The sequence below is a fragment of the Xenorhabdus sp. SGI 60 genome, from assembly GCF_056632175.1.
In genome coordinates, this window is the sequence record NZ_CP196860.1 from 1574328 (window position 1) to 1592584 (window position 18257).

Here is an 18257-nt window from a genome sequence, read left to right on the forward strand (position 1 = left end):
CAATCATGCGGCATCTTATGCTAAATCAGATGCAAGAATATATTATTAGTGTAACCAACAGGAATTCGTCAATAATGAAGAAAATGTGGAGGTTGTGTCAAAAAGATAATGTTTCTGGTAGTGATTTTTCATGGTATTTGTGATGGGGTGTAGGAAAACCTCCTTTTGGTTAAATATGAACCACCAAGAGGATAAATGATGATAGAGAATTAATCGATATAATATGCACCATATTCACGGCATTGTTTGGGATCTTTCACATAAAGTTTGGACATACCGTGTGTACCACCAGTAGGTGTGCCAGAGCATCTAATATAGATTTTTTCATCAAGAGTATTTGTGTAGTACCAACTAAACGCGATATTAATGCAGATTGAACTAATAGTTAAAATACCAAATATATGAATACAAACGGTACCAAATTTTCCTACTACTCTTCCGGTGAAGAGCGCGTAAGTAAAAATTAAAAGAAGGGGAAATGTGAATAATGGGAATAGAACATAAAAGGTAATAAAGCTGTTGTAATTAATAACATCAGGATAAGACAACATTTCCAAAAGATCGCGAAATCCCCATGCTATAGCTGTATAGTCAAATGATATAAACATTAACAGAGCCCCAACACTTGACCAGCGTTGTTTGGCTGTAGGTGACAAGTTGTTCCAATATTCCTTTAATTTTGACACCAAGATCTCCTCTTATAATTTTTTATAAAGCAATTGAGAATCTAGCCCTAATTTACCGCTTATATCTTCTTTTACTACCCTGTTAGAATATTCTCTTAGGGCTGTTTGTAGTTTTTTTGTAATACTTAATTCACTATCAATCGCTGTAACTATATATGTTGCGGCAATACCAATAGCAACAACAGCAAAAACAAACCAGCCAGCGGACAATGCAGCTACAGAGCCAATTAATGCTACTCCACCTTTAGTCAATAAGCCAGCCACCAAAGCTTTCACTATATCTGTTGCTAAACCGCCAATGAAATTAGCTGCATCAGCTTCATCACTCAGAATTTGTTCTATCACTCTGAAAGCAGCTGCGGCATAAATGTTTAATTTTGTACCTTGTACTATGCCTTTGTTTACTCCATACTTACCCAATCCAGCCTCAATAACTTTCATATTATCCAGTCGGTAAACAGTTCCATTCAGGATCTTGCGTATGGCAGGATAACCAGTCAGTTTAATATATTCTGTTCCATTGCGAACGAAAGTAATGGCTTTAATACCAAACCCTCCAAGTTTAGAGATGAGGATTGTCACAGAATAAGTGTCTTTGACACTAACACCATAGGTTGCGGCAGTTTCAGCATATCCTAATGTATTTTTTCTGAATTCTCCTTGTCTTTCTGCTTCCGTACGCCCGAATGCGCCCCATGAATCCAAAATAGTATGCACTTCCATTTTCGTCAGCAACATAATGTATTGTCTGTTTTTTTCTAATTGGAGTTGGTATTGAAACTGCTTTTCTATGGCGGTTGATGGGAAGTTGCAAGTACCAGGATAATTTGATGCATTTCCTAATAAATTATCCCGTAATGAAAATTTCTCTCCATATGGGTTGAAGAAAGGGTCATAATAATGACTATCATTTTTTGTCATAGGGTTAAATAACTTTTCAAAATGGTAGGAGTGTCGAAGAAACTCAGTCCAATTTTTGCGAATTTTGATTTTCCACAAACAAAAAAGCAAAAGAGAGGACTGAGTCATGCTTATCTTACCACCAACTTTCCGTATTGAACGCCGTTTGATGAAAAAAATTGCCCAAAAAACGCAAGATAAAGCCTATGCTATCCGGGTTATGGCCGTGCTTGCACTTTACCGAGGTGAATCAGTTTCTGTCGTAGCTAAAGAATTTTGTATCGCTCAATCTTCTGTATGGCGTTGGATTAAGCGTTTTAGAACATATGGTTGGATAGGATTGAAAAGTAAGCCAGCGGACGGTCATCAGCGATGGAATTTAACCTGACTTTTGCCTTTTATTATTTATTTACTGGAACTTTTACCTCAAAGCATTTAATTATCTCCGTTCTCGTTGGAGTCTTGAACTTTTTATTAAACAAATCAATAAAATAATGAATGTGAAACTTTCAATCAGTACACTTTACCGATTCCTCCGTAAAAACAATATTGTTTGGCGCCGCGCCCACTGTGCATAAACCTGATCCTGAATATGAAGAAAAAATGGCTCAAATTAATCAAGTATTATCACAGGCATCAAAAGAAAACCCGGTATTTTATGAAGATGAAGTCAATATTAACTTTAATCCTAAAATCGGTTCAGATTGGTATCTTAAAGGTCAACAAAAACGAATTGTCACACCGGGAAAAAATCAAAAACATTATCTTGCCGGTTGTATTGATACTCAAACCAGAGAAATTTTTTACACCAGTTATGGCATAAAAAACTCTCAATTATTTCTCCCGGTTATTTCTCCCTGTTTATTCTCCTTGGCTGAATAAGATAGAGCGGCTATGGCAATCATTACATGAAACGGTGACACGCAATCATTGTTGCCAATATATGTGGCAACTGATCAAAAGAGTCAAAATTTTCTTAAACGCTACTTCAGAAAAATACATGGAAAGGAATAGGAAATATGAATCTCTCATAATTATGAAAAGTTATATAACATCCTATTTTACAGAAATCAAAATTCAATATTGATGGTGATGAATTTATAGCAAAGAGGAATGCTGCCGTAAAGTGATTACTTTCATAACTAATTTGTTGATGGATAGATAACAAATCAATAGTGGTATGCACTAATTTTTTATGGGAATTCACAGGCATTGAAAAATAATCTCACAAAAAATTTGCAAAATAAATTGTAAAAAAGCACGTAATTAAATAGTCTTAATATTTATTTTTTAGTATAGATACTAATCTAACTTCAAGATGCGTGTGATATCGTGTTGTAAATTGCAACTTGAAGTTTAATGCGTATAGTGATTTATACACGATTTTTTTTACAAAGCTGGCTGGATTTAGAGATGAATTAACACTTTTTTACCGTAATTAGTGAATATCAACCATAACGGGAAGTTATTATGGCAAATATGATTTATTTAACATTGCAGGGAAACAAACAGGGGCTGATCTCGCAAGGTTGTTCTTTTGCTGAGTCTATTGGTAATAAGTATCAGGCGGGTCATGAGAATGAAATTTTTGTATTAAAGCTACATCATTCAATAAATAGGGAACAAAATGTTAACCATAGTCCAATTGTATTTGTAAAACCGCAAGATAAATCATCACCACTATTAATGATGGCAATTTCAAATAATGAAACGCTAAACCTGAAATTCGATTTTTATCGTACAGCACAATCAGGGGCGCAGGAATTATATTATTCCATTGAATGCCGTGGTGCGACAATTATTGAGTTGTCGCCGAATTACCCGCATAGTCTCAACCATGCGGAAGCACAACCAGAAGAGATTGTCTCTATTAAATATAAAGATATTATTTGTCACCACCATATGGCGGGAACGTCAGGATATAGTGTTTGGGACGACAGGGTATATTAATAATTAAAAAAAAACGCCGATGCAATGATCGGCGTTTATGTAAACTTAATTAAACCAAAAATAATGTTGCCAATCCTAAAAAAATAAAGAAACCGCCTGTATCGGTAATGGCAGTAATCATTACACTGGAGCCGATGGCGGGATCTCTTCCCAATTTCATCATAATAAACGGGATCAAAACTCCCATCAGCGCGGCCATCAGCAGGTTTAATATCATTGCCATTGTCATGACTCCTCCCATAGCAAGATCACCATAGAGCAGATAAGTAATCACGCCCATCAGCCCACCCCAGATGATGCCGTTGATAAAGGCAACGCCAAATTCCCTTAATAGCAGGTAAGAAAACCCCCCCGTCTGGATTTGATGCAGCGCGAGTGCACGGACGATCATGGTGATAGTTTGGTTACCGGTATTGCCGCCGATACCTGCCACGATGGGCATTAAGGTCGCAAGCGCAACGAGCTGGGAAATGGTATGCTCAAAAAGCCCGATCACCCTTGATGCCACAAATGCGGTACACAAATTGATGGCAAGCCATGTCCAGCGGGTTTTGACAGCCTGGCCAACAGGAGCGAAAACATCTTCTTCGCGGCTTAATCCCCCCATACGGCGAATATTGGTGTCAGTTTCTTCGCTTAAGGTATCAACAATATCTTCAACAGTCAGGCGTCCCATTAGACGCCCGTTGTTGTCTACCACGGCGGCAGAAATCAGATCATAACGTTCAAATGCACTGGCGGCATCTTCACCTTTTTGCTCCGGTAAGAAAGTAACGGTATCCGTATTCATGACTTCGGAAACTAATTTATCCGGTACGTTGGTCAGCAAAGTGGTAAGTGGCAGCTCTCCCTGTAGACGATTTTTGCGGTCAATAACAAAGATCTTATCGGTTGTTTCAGGAATGGCGTCTCGGGAACGTAAAAAGCGCTGCACGGTGCCGAGTGTAACATTGCTTCGTACTGTCACGAACTCGAAATCCATCATTTGGCCGATACTGTCTTTGTGGTACTGCAATACTTCTCGGATACGATTGCGTTGGCCCGGCTCTAAATAAGTCAGCAAACGTCGAGTAGTATCACGAGGAAGATGTTCTGCAATATAGGCTTGTTCATCGACGTGCAGTTTACCGATGGCACGTAACAGCTCAACGTCAGTCATATCCTTGATTAGGTTATCCCAAACGGGAATGGAGGCTTCTACCAGAACCTCACCGCGCTGGTTATTGTCGATCAAACGCCATAAAGCGAGACGTTCATCATAAGGTAAGGCTTCCAAAATGTCGGCAATATCGGCGGTATGCAAGCTGGTTAGCAGCGCACTGACTTCCTCTATTTTTTCCAATAACTTTTCGTCACTGATTGCTGAATGTTCATCAGCCTGACCTAATAATGTATCGACAAAGAGCTTATCGTGGTTGAATAGAGAAAGCAGACGCTGACGAATATGTGCCAGTTTTTGGGAGTGCTGGTTGGCAACAATTGGATTATCAGGTGTAAAAGTCGGTTGTGACATAGTAAACCTTTAAGGCAGAAAATAGGGCTAACAACCGGCGATTGCAATAATATCGCCATAAATTTAACAGCTATTGGGTATTATATTCTGTTTTCGAACCACTTAAGGGCGTCACCAATTGCTGCTGAGTTTGCTGATGATGCTCTAATGCTGCCATAAATGAATAGATAAAGCGTCCAAAGAAAATAAAGAAGCTGATAAACAGGACCAATTTTATAATTTGAACAGTTTCTTTTTCTTTTTCATAACGCAATATCGTTAAGTCGATTCCTCTGCAATGTGTAAGTGCCAGCCAGCCACATCATCCCAGTAGCTTTGTTCTTGCTCCAAATCGAGCAACACAAGCGCATTTTGTTTTAGATAGTTTTTAGGTAAGTAGAGCGTCCAATGACTATGATCAGTTTCCAGCCTTAGTGTATCCGGTGTTGTGGTAGCCTGGCGTTGGTTATTCAACAAGGTAGCCAATCGCAATATCTTAAGCATGGGAAGATACTGTTTTTTCTTAAACAGATAGAAGCGGGGATGTTCATGGACTTTAACCGCTTTGCGATGATAACGTACCAGTGTTGCCAGCAACGATTGCTGCTCTTGGGTAAACCCCGGTAGATCGGTATTTTGCAGGATGTAAGCTGAATGCCGTTGCAGACCACTCAGATTGATGCTTAAACCGACTTCATGCAGCATGGCCGCCCACAGTAGAATGGATTCCAGTTGTGGATGTACGCGTTTGGGATGTTGTTCTGACCATTGGTCATAAAGATTTTTGGCGGTATTCCAAACGCGAGCTGCTTGTTCTCGATCGATATTATAGTGTTCGGCAAGACTCTTGGCAGTTCGTTGACGAATATCCTGATGGCGGAAACGATCTTCCATTTCATACAATACACCTTCCCGCAATGCGCCATGAGACAGGCGTAATTCTTGAATATGCAAAGCATCAAAAATACCGCACAAGATTGATAACCCGGGAACAAACGTTTGTTTACGGTCATTAGATAATCCCGGCAATTCCAGCGTATTGAAATTTTTGTATTTCAGGACACGTTTCACCAGCATGTTTAGGCGCTCTGGGGTAATCAGGCCATCTTTTTCACCCAGTTCGACCAACAGTTCGTGTATTGCCTTGATCGTTCCCGACGCACCTAAAGCAAAATCCCAGTTTTTTGTCCGAAATTGCCAGACGAGATTTTCCAATTTTTGCGCCGCCTGGAGTCGAGCCTTGCGAAAATTATGCTCATTAATGATACCGTCTGGAAAGAATTGGCGAGAAAAACTGACGCAACCCATACGGCGGCTTTCAATCAATAGCGGTTCAAAGTCTTCACCAATGACCAATTCCGTCGAGCCACCGCCAATATCAATCACCAATTTCCGGCCTTTTTCTGGCTGTGTATGCTCAACGCCCATGAAAATCAGGCGAGCTTCTTCATGACCAGAAATAATTTCAATTGGATAGGGGATAACTTCTTTTGCCTGTTGCAGAAATTCTTGTACGTTGGTCGCTTCACGTAAACTGTGCGTTCCCACCAAACAGACATTACTTGCGGAAAAACCTTGCAACCGCTCAGCAAACAGAGCGAGGCATTTCAGGCCACGGTTTATGGCTTCTGCGCTTAACTCATTTTTACTGTTTAAACCATCGGCAAGATAAACCCGTTTCTTTAAACGTCCAATAACCTGTAATGCACCGTTTACGATACGGGCGATGACCATGTGAAAGCTATTGGAACCCAAATCAATAGTGGCAATTTCTTGCGGTTTGGGCATTGGTGTGTCGTGTTTCAACGGCATAGATCAGGCTCTTGGTTCCGGTTGTTCAAGGTTTTTCAAATAATCATAAACAGCAAGCTGCGCGCGGATTTTACGCTTATTTCCTCGCGGAACATAGCGATTGCTCAATTCCTTATCAATATATCGTGCCTTGACGGTATCACTGAATTGTAGTTCAAGAATATCCATCACTTGTTGTTTTAGCCTGGGGTCGAGCAGACAAACGGCCACTTCAATGCGATAGTCAATGTTACGGGTCATCCAGTCGGCCGAAGAAAGAAAAACTTTTTCATTGCCTTTGTTGATGAAAACATAAACGCGATCATGTTCCAGAAAACGATCCACAATACTGGTGACTTGAATGTTTTCACTAAAGCCAGGTTGATTGGGAACCAAAGAGCACATTCCCCGCACCAGAATGCGGATCTTGACGCCCGCTTCTGAGGCATCATACAGGCGGTCCACCAACTCTTTATCTACCAGATTATTAATTTTCAGAGTGATGCCAGCCAATTCACCGGCTCGTGCATTTTCGATTTCCTGGGTAATCAGTTGATTGAGCATAGCCCGCGAATTTTGCGGCGATACCATTAAATTATCAAATGTGACGGGCCGATAAGGGTTTTCAATAAAGTTAAATACCCGGCGAACTTCATTGGTAACTTCAGGTTTGGCGGTCAGCAGAGAATAATCGGTATAGAGCCGTGCCGTTTTTTCGTTGAAATTTCCTGTACCAATATGGGCATAACGGATAATTTCTTCCCCTTCCAGACGCGAAATGATGAAGAGTTTTGCGTGAATTTTCAGGCCAGGGGCGGAGAAGATAACATGTACACCGGCTTCAGTGAGGCGTTTTGCCCAATGAATATTGGCTTCTTCGTCAAAACGTGCCTGTAACTCTACCACGACAGTCACTTTCTTGCCGTTGTATGCGGCGTGGATCATGGAGTCAATAATGCGAGAGTCTTTTGCGACGCGGTAAATATTAATCTTAATCGAGAGCACACTGGGATCGAAAGAAGCCTGACGTAGCAATTCCAGCACATGTTCGAATGTGTGATAAGGATAATAAAGCAGAACATCTCTTTCACGGATAGCGTCGAATCCGTTGCGGAAATGGTCGAACCAGGTATGGCGCAGTCGCGGCATGGGTTTATTCTGGAGATTCCGATTGCCTTCATTGGGAAATTTGATGAAATCTTTAAAGTTATGATAACGGCCACCTGCAATCACTGAGTCATCATTGGATAATCCCAGCTTGCTCCGCAGTAGTTCCACCATTTCATCAGACATATCACGCTGATAAACAAACCGTACAGGCTCCGCCGTCAGTCTCTGTTTCAGCGTGGAAGACATCAGTTCCAGCAGGCTGGATTCCATCTCGGTTGCCATATCATATTCAGAATCACGGGTCATTTTCATCGAATAGACGTTTAAGGTATCGTAATCGAAGAATCCTTTGAAAATTTCATCCAGCGTGTAACGCAGAATATTATCGAGTAATATCATTGATTTGCGTTTTTTGGGCATCTCTGGAGGCAAGTTGACGAAACGCGGGACTTTATCTGATGGAATTTCCAACAAAGCATATTGTGTTTCTTGCCCTTGGATAATTTCAACAGCCAAATAGGTGTAATCATCCTTGAGAAATTCAACCAAATTAGTTTCTGGGTTGATGACGATTGGCGTGATATGTGGCCGCAAATGCTGGCGAAAATATTGCCGCATCCAGATCTGTTGATTCGGTGATATCTGCCGTTCATTGATCAAGAAAATCTGGTTACGTGCCATTTCCAGCAGTAAATCGTTATAGAGAGCATCGAACTCTTGATCGATTTTGGCAACCTTAGTCTGAATCTTTTTCAACAATTGGCGGGCAGCGGTGGCTGAACCTCGCTCTTCACTGATAAGAATACGCCGCTTTACATCAGCAAAGCGTACTTTATAAAACTCATCTAAGTTGTTGGAGTAGATCCCTAAAAACCTCATTCTTTCAATCAGCGGGTTACTTTTGTCAGCTGCTTCCTGAAGTACACGTTCGTTGAAAGAGAGCCAACTGAGTTCTTTCTCGTTATAAAGACGATCGTGGGACATTACTACTCCTTTCAACTCCATTGGGTTTTCCACTTAGTTTAATGGTTGGCGTTTAATGAGTCGATGTTGTTGATTTGGGTTTCACGGGTTTTCTTGGCGAAATAGTGATGCTGGAAAGTACACATCCTGATAGCGGTATGATAAGAGCCGTTTACAAAAAACTCATCGATTAATTCACCTTCAGTATGGAATCCCAATTTATTGTAGATATGAATTGCTTTCGTGTTCTCTTTATCAACAATCAAATACAGTTTGTAAAGATTTAAGACAGCAAAAGCGTATTCCATCGCAAGTTTGACGGCTACCGCTGCGTAACCTTGTCCTTGATAAGCCGGAGCGATGATAATCTGAAATTCCGCACGACGGTGGACATAATCAATCTCGACCAGCTCCACCAAACCGACTTTGGAATTCAGGCTTTCGATAATAAAACGGCGCTCACGTTGGTCATGTATATGCTTATCATAGAGGTCGCATAATTCAACAAAGGCTTCATAAGGCTCTTCAAACCAGTAGCGCATAACACTGGCGTTATTATCGAGTTGATGAACAAAAGGAAGATCTTCTCGTTCAAGAGGACGTAAATTTACCGATGGATTTTCCGAACCACTGGACATTGGATACCTCAGTGTTTTGTAGTGAAATCTGTAGGGTATAAATATATTTGATATTGAATAAATAATTATTGCCAGATAAATCAATCCAAAATAGCAACTTACAGCAAAGTCTTACTGGAATATAGCACTTAAAAAATTTTATAACAAAATCCGTTAACACAGAGCCGTAAGTTGAAGTCAGCGAGTTAAACTATTCTGATGCATAACCTTGTGGAGGCAGAATCTTGCCATCCATAATGGCGTTATTGCCTTCCATAACCAAACGTTGCTCTAAAAACCAGCCGATGACCAAAGGATAAATATGGTGTTCCTGAGTTTGTACACGCCCGATGACTTCTGCTTCTTTATCTCCCGCAAAAATCGGTACTTTAGCTTGTAAAATAATAGGGCCGCCATCCAATTTTTCAGTAACAAAATGGACGGACGTACCATGTTCTTTATCACCATTTTCAATGGCCTTCCGATGGGTATGCAGACCGGGATATTTAGGCAAGAGGGAAGGGTGAATATTGAGCAGGCACCCATAATAGTGCTGGACAAATTCGGGCGATAAGATTTTCATATAACCGGCTAAGACCACTAAATCGGGAGCGTATTGATCAATAGCGCTGAGTAGGGCGATATCATAACTTGTACGATCCGCATAAGTTTTCGGGTTGATAAAGTGGGCAGGGATATCTGCTTGTTCAGCACGTTGCAGGCCATAGGCATCGGCATTATTACTGAAAACCGCAGCAATATATCCATTAATTCGGTTTTGCTGGCAGGCGTCAATGATGGATTGAAGATTGCTGCCATTGCCGGAGACTAAAACGACAATTTTTTTCATAACGGGTTTTCACTGAAGAAATTCATTGATTAATATGCGCTTCATTTTTTCAAGCTACAGCTTTATTGGCTGTAACTTGAAATCAATCAGACAAAATATTTATTTTGTAATAACGACAGGTTGTTCATCGGCATTAATTTCAGCAATTGTTCCAATTTGCCATGCATTTTCGCCAGAGGCAGTCAGATACGAAATCGCTTGTTCTGCCTGAGACTGAGGAAGTGCGATTATCATACCGACTCCGCAGTTAAATGTGCGATACATTTCATGCTCGCTGACATTACCGGCTTGCTGTAACCAGGTAAAAATCGCCGGCCATTGCCAACTGTCCGCTTTGATTCTGGCCTGCCTATTTTCTGGCAGAACACGTGGAATATTTTCCCAGAAGCCGCCTCCAGTCAGATGTGCAATCGCATGAACATCTACTTTTTCAATCAGCTCCAGAATGGATTTGACGTAAATTTGGGTTGGGGCAAGTAAGTGATCGGCGAGTGGTTTCCCTTCAAGTTCGGTAGCCTCTGGATCCGCTTGACTTACCTCGAGAATTTTACGGATCAAAGAATAACCATTGGAGTGCGGTCCGCTGGATGCAAGAGCAATCAGAGCATCACCGGTTTGAACCTGACTGCCGTCAATAATTGCCGATTTTTCAACAACACCAACGCAAAAACCCGCGACATCATAATCTTCACCGTGATACATGCCGGGCATTTCTGCCGTTTCACCACCGACCAATGCACAGCCAGCTTGTTTGCAGCCTTCTGCTATGCCCGTGATGACACTGGCGGCTGTGTCGACATCCAGTTTGCCGGTAGCATAATAATCAAGGAAGAAAAGAGGTTCGGCGCCTTGTACAACCAGATCATTGACACACATAGCGACCAAATCAATTCCGATCGTGTCATGGCGCTTCAAGTCCATGGCCAGACGCAGTTTAGTCCCCACGCCATCTGTACCGGAAACTAACACCGGTTCGCGATATTTCTGTGGCAGGGCACATAATGCACCGAAACCACCTAATCCTCCCATCACTTCGGGGCGACGGGTCTGTTTTACGACACCTTTGATACGATTGACTAAGACATTACCGGCATCAATATCGACACCAGCATCTTTATAGCTAAGAGAGGTTTTGTTGGTCACTGCGTAGCTCCCAGGCGGTTGCATTTTTATAAATAAAACAGAACGGCGATAATTCTAACAGCCTGAGCAAACGTTTGCGATAGCTTTATATCGGTTTCCTGTTAGATCGGGATCGAAGAAAATAATTCGTTAGTGATAAAAATTAATAGATTGGTAGTGGTTTGATGCTGAAAAGGAGTTATAATCCCGCGATTTTTTATCTGCCGGCTATTAGGAGAAACCCATGAAAATCGTTGAGGTTAAACACCCGCTAGTTAAACATAAACTTGGCCTGATGCGAGATCATGATATAAGCACCAAACGCTTCCGTGAACTGGCTTCAGAGGTGGGGAGTCTTCTGACATATGAAGCAACTGCTGATTTGGAAGTCGAGAAAGTGACCATTGACGGATGGTGTGGTCCGGTAGAGATAGATCAGATTAAAGGGAAAAAAATTACGGTAGTCCCTATCCTGCGTGCGGGCTTGGGTATGATGGATGGTGTACTGGAAAATATCCCTAGTGCACGAATCAGTGTTGTTGGTGTATATCGTGATGAAGAAACCCTTGAGCCAGTGCCTTATTTTCAGAAATTAGTCTCCGATATTAATGAACGCATGGCATTAGTGGTTGATCCGATGTTGGCAACCGGTGGCTCCATGATCGCTACCATTGATTTGTTGAAAAAAGCGGGATGCCCTGCCATTAAGGTATTAGTTTTGGTTGCTGCACCGGAAGGGATCGCAGCACTGGAGAAGGCTCACCCTGATGTTGAACTGTATACCGCTTCGATTGATAACTATCTCAATGAAGATGGATACATCGTCCCGGGTTTAGGGGATGCGGGTGATAAAATATTTGGCACCAAATAACATTGATAGCCGGCTAATAAGTCGGCTTTTTTTGGTTTCTAGTAAGGTGATATAAGAGGATATCAATAATGACCATTCGGACTATACCAATCCAACTTCAAGATGCGTGTTATATTTCCCCGCATAGCGGGAAAATATAAGGCCTCGCGTTGTCTTACGGATTGCAACTTGAAGTTTATCGAGTATATTCTTAGAGGCCATTTTTATTACTCCATTATTTTCAATTTTTCATAGTCATTTAAAATAAAATCTAACTTCCCTTCTAATCGTTCAAATTTTTTATAAGTAGCAACAATGGCATTTACAAATTATATCTGTCGCTAACTTCCATTGAAAATAACTTAGGATGGATAAGTTAAACTTTTTGGCATTACAGCATATTTTTACTTTTAGTTTTTACTATTGGTAATATTGACTATTGCTGGTCGTAATTTGCCCATTTTATGGAGGAGTGTGCTTTGATGATAATCTCCTGTTTTCACCGAAGCATTCGTTTCATTTATAGAGACTTTTTGTGGTAGACTTAGCGCTGTTCGTTATCCATTCTGTTTGAGGTGCTTCTGAATACACCGTCGCAGCTTTCACTACCATTATATTTGCCCGATGATGAAACTTTTGCCAGTTTCTTTGCAGGTGAGAATACTTCCTTATTAGCTGCAATAAAATTGGCCATTAGTCAGTCACACGGTAGTTATATCTATTTCTGGTCCCGCGATGGCGGGGGTAAGAGCCATTTGCTTCACGCAGCCTGTGCCGAATTGTCCCAACAGGGAGAAGCTGTAGGGTATGTACCATTGGATAAACGCGCCTATTTTGTCCCTGAAGTCCTTGATGGTATGGAACATTTATCATTAGTGTGCATCGATAATATTGAGTGTATTGCTGGTGATCAGGAATGGGAGATGGCGATTTTCAATCTTTACAACCGCATTGTAGAAATTGGCCGGACTTGTCTTTTGATCACAGGTGATCGTCCTCCTCGGCAAATTAACCTGACACTACCGGATTTGGCATCTCGTCTCGATTGGGGGCAAATTTATAAATTACAACCTCTGTCAGATGATGAGAAAATCCAGGCATTGCAATTACGGGCCAAATTACGGGGTTTTGAATTGCCGGAAGATGTAGGGCGTTTTGTGTTGAAACGACTCGATAGGGAAATGCAAACGTTGTTCAGGACGTTAGATGAACTTGACCGTGCTTCCATTGTGGCGCAACGTAAACTAACGATCCCGTTTGTAAAAGATATCCTTGAGCTTTGAGTAAATAAAGCAGTAAGGGAATGAGATCAAAATAAAAAAGTGATAGGAATTATGTTCTCTATCACTTTTTTATTGAAAAATATTTACCATAGAATTTCTTTAACTTGTTCAGGGGGACGCCCCAAACGAGCGTTATCACCGACAACAACAATCGGGCGTTCAATCAGTTTAGGGTTTTCAGCCATCGCCTGAAGCAATACTTCTTGGGATAAGGTAGTATCGTCAAGGTTTAATGTTTGGTAGAGATCTTCCTTAGTACGCATCAATTGGCGGGCATCGTTGAAACCCAATTGTTTTAATAGTACGGCAAGTTGTCCTGCTGTAGGGGGGGTATCAAGATAGTGAATGATTTCCGGCGTAATACCGAGTTCTTCAATCAGCTTAAGAGTTTCACGGCTCTTTGAGCAACGGGGATTGTGGTAAAAAGTGACTTTTCGTGCGTCAACATGTTGCATATAAAACCCTTCATTTTTTATATTGTTCATAACCTTGTTGTAGTTGGCGTAATTGATCAATACGGGCATCATATCGTTTTTGTTCATAACTGCCCAATTTTGCCAATGCACTGGCTTTGCTTAGTTGTTCTATCGCGGAGCTAAAATTACCTTGCAATGCTATAATTTCCGCGTAGGCGGCGAGTTCATCATTGTATTTCCCTTGCTCTCCGGCAGTCTTTCTTAACAGTATCCAGCCAGTAAGGTCGTCAGGGTAATTAAAGGTATAACGAAACAGAAGTTGTGATGCCAGAAAATACTTTTTATCCATCAAATAGGCATTGGCGAGGTTAATTTGCAATACCCGATGATTTTTCTGTTTCCTGAGTGCATCCTGCAAGCGGTTGATGGCATTAGTATACTGTTTTTGCCCGATATCAATATCCGTCATTGTATCAATAAACCAAATGTTATCTGGTTGTTTATCTAGCAATGGAGAGAGTATTACTCTGGCTTCAGCATACTTTTTATCTTCAGAAAGCAAAATAGCTCGTCCATAGGCCGCAGCAAGCTGTTCTTTGGCCGTTCCCTGACGATATGTCTTTAGCCATTGATCAATATAGGGACGTTGATCAGTTGAATACATGGTTAAAATACGGATACGGGCGAGCAGAAAATCCTGAGATTCTGGCACCGCTTTCGTTGGATATTGATTTGCCCGATTACGGGCGTCGGCCAAACGGCTGGCAGGGAGTGGGTGAGTATAGAGCATTTCAGGTAGCTTGGAGCTATAGCGAGACTGATCTACCAGTATTTGCATAAAATCAGGCATACCGTGTGGATCAAATCCTGCTCGACTGAGCGTTTGCATTCCGATACGATCAGCTTCTTGCTCATTCGATTGGGTAAAACTGATCATGCCTTGTTGGACGCCTGCCAGTGTGCCGCTGAGTGCAGCCATGCCAGCTTGTGGGTTGGCTATCATCAGTAGGATAGAACCCAATGTACCGGCCCATGCCAGAGGGCTGGTACGTTTTTGTTCTTCCATTGATCGTGCTAAGTGTCGCTGGGTAATGTGGGAAATCTCATGCGCCATGACAGATGCCAGTTCACTTTCATTGTTGCTATAGCGAAACAGGCCTGAATAAAGAACAACATTACCGCCGAAAAGTGCAAGGGCATTAATATTAGGGTTATCTAACAGATAGAAATGAAAAGGGGTTTTGACTGCATCGGCATGATTGGCTAATCTTTGCCCTAATTGATTAATGTATTGAGTCAGCAACGGATCATAAATCAACGGGGCTTGGCCCCTTATCGAGCGTATATAAAAATCCCCTATAGCCATTTCCTGATTAATGCTGAGGGTGGCTCCTGCTGTGGTGCCGATATCAGGTAGTGAATCTTCAGCCGGTGCAGAGAATACAGCAGAATTCCCCGATAATAACAGGCTGATAAAAAGAGTTATCAAAGATTTTCTGGATGTTTTTCTCATAAAGTGATTCTCATAAAATAGTGTGCTCCGTTTTAGCTATCAATTTCATGAATACTTTTATGATAAAAGAGTACCTTAAAACCATTAATTATAATAAATTTTAGTGAAAAATAATGAAATGAGTACCTCTCTTTCCCCTACGCAAAGTGCCGGCGGTAGCTTGGATGTGGGATGACAAAGAGGGTTGTGAATTGGTCAAGCGTACTCTTAGATGTGGATATAAGCTACATCCTGCCTCAACTTTCACTGGTTAATGGTGTAATGGCAACGGTTTTATCCGCTGAGATTCGGCACAAACGTTGAATTATGTACTATTGTTAATGTTGTCGTTCCTGTCAAAGTTGTTACTACTATCGTGGTATAGTCAATCAAGAGGAAATTATGAAACGTCTTTTATTGCCAATTTTCCTTACCCCATTCTTCTCATATGCGGCACATGTTAATGCAGATAAGACCGCAGAAACTTATTGTAATTTGTTCGGGAAAGCCTCTGTAGAAGCATTTAAAACCCATAACTCACCCGACACGATAGCGCAAAAGGCGTTCAATGAATTAACTGGCAAGGGATTTAGATCTAAAGAAATCCATAAGCAACAAGGATGAATTTATTACATCTATCAAACAAACTGTCACAGAAGTCAGAAAAAATAAGCAAGCCTTTCCAAGCACTCGTCATTTTGACGAATCACTGGATAAATCTGTTGAAGCATGTAAAGCACAAACAAAACATGCTTTATATTAGCAGTACAAAATAGACTCCTGTAGAGCGATTTACTTATGTTGTCGCTCTATTTTTTATTAGCTATGTAGTCAATGGAACCAAGCCGGATAGAAACATGGCTGTGAAGAAATATAGCATCAACTGATGACTCTTTATCGGGGTTGAATTTATTTAAATTAAATAGATTTTCCGAAAGGGATTTAATTTCAGCTTCTTTTAATGGCAATGCTATACCGAATATTAAAAACAATAAAAGGACTAAAAAAGTATTTATTAATTCAAAAAAATGATATGGAAACGATAATTTTTTCTCATTGTCCTGATTAGACTCTGTCTTATCTAATAAGAACTTATTATCCTCAATTTCAGTAAGTATCACTTTTGCGCGTTCTATATCAGCATAGTGGACAAGCAGTTTAACACCACCAAATGCCTGGGAATACATATAGAGTTATTCCCATACAATGTTTTCATCTATCACTACTGCATAAATATCTTCTGATAACATTTTGCCCAGGACAATGTGGGCATCTATTGGCGATAGAAAATTCGCTAATAACTGCATATTTCCTCTTTGCGGATGACTATTCCACATAAGCACACCATTCAGATGATTTATAAATGAGTATAGCCTAATTTAATAGTCAAAAATTAACGGGAGCCATAAGCCCCCGTTTCAGTTAAGCAATTAATTACATATGCGAGAAATAATGCATCGCCGAACTCGCTACATTTCAGAAGCTTAGCGTCATTCATCAGACGCTCAAAATCGTAAGTCACGGTCTTCGCGGCAATCGCGCCTTCCATTCCCTTTAACAATGAGGTCTGCGGCCTCGAACCATCCCATGTGGCGCAGCATCATTTCAGCGGAAAGGATCACCGAACCCGGGTTGACTTTATCCTGACCTGCATACTTAGGTGCCGTTCCGTGTGTTGCTTCGAATAGTGCACAATCGTCACCAATGTTTGCACCTGGAGCAATACCGATGCCACCCACCTGTGCAGCCAAAGCATCAGAAATGTCATCACCATTCAGGTTCATACAAGCGATAACATCATACTCTGCCGGACGCAGCAGGATCTGTTGCAAGAAAGCATCTGCAATTACATCCTTGATGATGATATCTTTGCCGATTTTTAGGATTCTTGATCTTAACCCACGGACCACCATCCAACAATTCTCCGCCGAATTCAGTGCGAGCCAGTTCATAACCCCAGTCTTTGAAAGCACCTTCAGTGAATTTCATGATATTACCTTTATGAACCAGAGTGACTGATTCACGGTCATTATCAATAGCATATTCAATCGCGGCACGTATTAAACGTTTAGTGCCTTCTTCTGAGCAAGGTTTTACACCGATACCACACTGTTGAGGGAAACGAATCTTGTTCGACACCCATTCATCTTGCAGGAATTTAATCACTTTGTCCGCTTGCGCTGAACCTGCTTTCCACTCAATACCCGCATAAATATCTTTAGCGTTTTCGCGGAAAATAACCATATCGGTCAATTCAGGCTGCTTAACAGGGCTTGGCGTACCTTGATAGTAACGAACCGGACGCAGGCAAGCATGCAGATCCAATTGCTGACGCAGTGCTACATTCAGCGAACGGATACCACCACCTACTGGCGTTGTCAGAGGACCTTTGATAGCAACACGGTATTCACGAATCAAATCTAGCGTTTCATCTGGTAACCAAACATCTTTACCATAGACATGCGTGGATTTTTCACCTGTGTAGATTTCCATCCAGGAAATTTTGCGCTCACCGCTATACGCTTTCTGAACCGCGGCATCAACAACTTTTAGCATGACCGGCGTAACATCAACACCAATGCCATCCCCTTCGATATAAGGGATAATAGGGTTATTCGGAACACTTAATTTACTTTTGGCATCAATAGTAATTTTTTTACCTTCCGCCGGAACAACTACTTTGCTTTCCATTAACCTCTCCTTTCAAATAAGCGCAATGCCTTGTTAATTTTTTG

Annotated in this window: 16 protein-coding genes and 2 pseudogenes; 6 read left to right on the top strand and 12 right to left on the bottom strand. The window is 41.2% G+C overall.

Features of this window, described 5'->3' with window-relative positions:
- Window positions 1–209: 209 nt before the first annotated feature.
- Together ACSJJG_RS07570 and ACSJJG_RS07575 are read right to left on the bottom strand one after the other, a co-directional pair.
- Complete coding sequence (locus tag ACSJJG_RS07570) at window positions 210–686, bottom strand: DUF1240 domain-containing protein (protein WP_189760568.1); 477 nt, start codon at window positions 684–686, stop codon at window positions 210–212.
- Between the two features lie 12 nt (window positions 687–698).
- The gene (locus ACSJJG_RS07575) at window positions 699–1715 is read right to left on the bottom strand and encodes a hypothetical protein (RefSeq protein ID WP_282885472.1); all 1017 of its coding nucleotides are present in this window, start codon (window positions 1713–1715) and stop codon (window positions 699–701) included.
- On the opposite strand from ACSJJG_RS07575, the pseudogene ACSJJG_RS07580 reads away from it, so the two are divergent.
- Window positions 1714–2673: pseudogene (locus ACSJJG_RS07580) on the top strand (IS630 family transposase). The gene ACSJJG_RS07575 and the pseudogene ACSJJG_RS07580 overlap by 2 nt on opposite strands.
- A 383-nt stretch (window positions 2674–3056) precedes the next feature.
- Window positions 3057–3536, top strand: a complete 480-nt coding sequence (locus ACSJJG_RS07585; protein ID WP_189759180.1) for an Hcp family type VI secretion system effector — start codon at window positions 3057–3059, stop codon at window positions 3534–3536.
- Between the two features lie 49 nt (window positions 3537–3585).
- Here the strand turns inward: ACSJJG_RS07585 and mgtE are convergent, their stop codons facing one another.
- The 6 genes from mgtE to purM all read right to left on the bottom strand — a co-directional run bounded on the left by mgtE (window position 3586) and on the right by purM (window position 11502).
- The gene (gene mgtE, locus ACSJJG_RS07590) at window positions 3586–5049 is read right to left on the bottom strand and encodes a magnesium transporter (RefSeq protein ID WP_481088998.1); all 1464 of its coding nucleotides are present in this window, start codon (window positions 5047–5049) and stop codon (window positions 3586–3588) included.
- Window positions 5050–5307: 258 nt separating this feature from the next.
- On the bottom strand, window positions 5308–6840 hold the full coding sequence (gene ppx / locus ACSJJG_RS07595; protein WP_481088999.1) for an exopolyphosphatase: 1533 nt from the start codon (window positions 6838–6840) through the stop codon (window positions 5308–5310).
- Window positions 6841–6843: 3 nt separating this feature from the next.
- Entirely contained in the window at window positions 6844–8913 is a 2070-nt protein-coding gene (gene ppk1, locus ACSJJG_RS07600) for a polyphosphate kinase 1 (RefSeq protein WP_481089000.1), read from the bottom strand.
- A gap of 38 nt (window positions 8914–8951) precedes the next feature.
- Window positions 8952–9530, bottom strand: coding sequence for a spermidine N1-acetyltransferase (speG, locus tag ACSJJG_RS07605; RefSeq protein WP_481089001.1), 579 nt, complete (start codon window positions 9528–9530; stop codon window positions 8952–8954).
- A gap of 190 nt (window positions 9531–9720) precedes the next feature.
- A complete protein-coding gene (gene purN, locus ACSJJG_RS07610) occupies window positions 9721–10359 on the bottom strand; it encodes a phosphoribosylglycinamide formyltransferase (protein WP_481089002.1) in 639 nt (212 codons plus the stop codon).
- A 99-nt stretch (window positions 10360–10458) separates the two neighbouring features.
- Window positions 10459–11502 carry a phosphoribosylformylglycinamidine cyclo-ligase gene (gene purM / locus ACSJJG_RS07615; protein WP_481089003.1) on the bottom strand — a complete coding sequence of 348 codons (1044 nt, stop codon included), beginning with the start codon at window positions 11500–11502 and terminating at the stop codon, window positions 10459–10461.
- Window positions 11503–11725: 223 nt separating this feature from the next.
- Between purM and upp the strand changes: the two genes are divergently transcribed.
- Together upp and hda are read left to right on the top strand one after the other, a co-directional pair.
- Window positions 11726–12352 (top strand): uracil phosphoribosyltransferase, encoded by a 627-nt coding sequence (gene upp / locus ACSJJG_RS07620; protein ID WP_481089004.1) that lies wholly within the window; start codon window positions 11726–11728, stop codon window positions 12350–12352.
- 554 nt (window positions 12353–12906) lie between these two features.
- The gene (hda, locus tag ACSJJG_RS07625) at window positions 12907–13614 is read left to right on the top strand and encodes a DnaA inactivator Hda (protein WP_074019532.1); all 708 of its coding nucleotides are present in this window, start codon (window positions 12907–12909) and stop codon (window positions 13612–13614) included.
- Between the two features lie 83 nt (window positions 13615–13697).
- On the opposite strand, the gene arsC is transcribed toward hda, so the two are convergent.
- Together arsC and bepA are read right to left on the bottom strand one after the other, a co-directional pair.
- Entirely contained in the window at window positions 13698–14069 is a 372-nt protein-coding gene (gene arsC, locus ACSJJG_RS07630) for an arsenate reductase (glutaredoxin) (protein ID WP_481089005.1), read from the bottom strand.
- A 10-nt stretch (window positions 14070–14079) separates the two neighbouring features.
- Window positions 14080–15543 (bottom strand): beta-barrel assembly-enhancing protease, encoded by a 1464-nt coding sequence (gene bepA, locus ACSJJG_RS07635; RefSeq protein ID WP_481089006.1) that lies wholly within the window; start codon window positions 15541–15543, stop codon window positions 14080–14082.
- Between the two features lie 171 nt (window positions 15544–15714).
- Here bepA and ACSJJG_RS07640 point away from each other — a divergent pair, with 171 nt between their 5' ends.
- Both ACSJJG_RS07640 and ACSJJG_RS07645 read left to right on the top strand, forming a co-directional pair.
- Window positions 15715–15846: a hypothetical protein gene (locus tag ACSJJG_RS07640; protein WP_481089007.1), complete on the top strand. Its 132-nt coding sequence runs from the start codon at window positions 15715–15717 to the stop codon at window positions 15844–15846.
- Window positions 15847–15924: 78 nt separating this feature from the next.
- The gene (locus ACSJJG_RS07645) at window positions 15925–16146 is read left to right on the top strand and encodes a hypothetical protein (RefSeq protein ID WP_481089008.1); all 222 of its coding nucleotides are present in this window, start codon (window positions 15925–15927) and stop codon (window positions 16144–16146) included.
- A 185-nt stretch (window positions 16147–16331) separates the two neighbouring features.
- Here ACSJJG_RS07645 and ACSJJG_RS07650 read toward each other — a convergent pair whose 3' ends face one another.
- Together ACSJJG_RS07650 and icd are read right to left on the bottom strand one after the other, a co-directional pair.
- Complete coding sequence (locus ACSJJG_RS07650; protein WP_481089009.1) at window positions 16332–16709, bottom strand: hypothetical protein; 378 nt, start codon at window positions 16707–16709, stop codon at window positions 16332–16334.
- A gap of 206 nt (window positions 16710–16915) precedes the next feature.
- Window positions 16916–18213: pseudogene (icd, locus tag ACSJJG_RS07655) on the bottom strand (NADP-dependent isocitrate dehydrogenase).
- Window positions 18214–18257 lie beyond the last annotated feature (44 nt).

Coding starts and splice junctions, on each gene's coding strand:
- ACSJJG_RS07575 (WP_282885472.1), bottom strand. CDS start 1,715: ATGACTCAGTCCTCTCTTTTGCTTTTTTGTTTGTGGAAAATCAAAATT.
- ACSJJG_RS07585 (WP_189759180.1), top strand. CDS start 3,057: ATGGCAAATATGATTTATTTAACATTGCAGGGAAACAAACAGGGGCTG.
- mgtE (WP_481088998.1), bottom strand. CDS start 5,049: ATGTCACAACCGACTTTTACACCTGATAATCCAATTGTTGCCAACCAG.
- ppx (WP_481088999.1), bottom strand. CDS start 6,840: ATGCCGTTGAAACACGACACACCAATGCCCAAACCGCAAGAAATTGCC.
- ppk1 (WP_481089000.1), bottom strand. CDS start 8,913: ATGTCCCACGATCGTCTTTATAACGAGAAAGAACTCAGTTGGCTCTCT.
- speG (WP_481089001.1), bottom strand. CDS start 9,530: ATGTCCAGTGGTTCGGAAAATCCATCGGTAAATTTACGTCCTCTTGAA.
- purN (WP_481089002.1), bottom strand. CDS start 10,359: ATGAAAAAAATTGTCGTTTTAGTCTCCGGCAATGGCAGCAATCTTCAA.
- upp (WP_481089004.1), top strand. CDS start 11,726: ATGAAAATCGTTGAGGTTAAACACCCGCTAGTTAAACATAAACTTGGC.
- arsC (WP_481089005.1), bottom strand. CDS start 14,069: ATGCAACATGTTGACGCACGAAAAGTCACTTTTTACCACAATCCCCGT.
- bepA (WP_481089006.1), bottom strand. CDS start 15,543: ATGAGAAAAACATCCAGAAAATCTTTGATAACTCTTTTTATCAGCCTG.
- ACSJJG_RS07640 (WP_481089007.1), top strand. CDS start 15,715: ATGACAAAGAGGGTTGTGAATTGGTCAAGCGTACTCTTAGATGTGGAT.
- ACSJJG_RS07645 (WP_481089008.1), top strand. CDS start 15,925: ATGAAACGTCTTTTATTGCCAATTTTCCTTACCCCATTCTTCTCATAT.
- ACSJJG_RS07650 (WP_481089009.1), bottom strand. CDS start 16,709: ATGTATTCCCAGGCATTTGGTGGTGTTAAACTGCTTGTCCACTATGCT.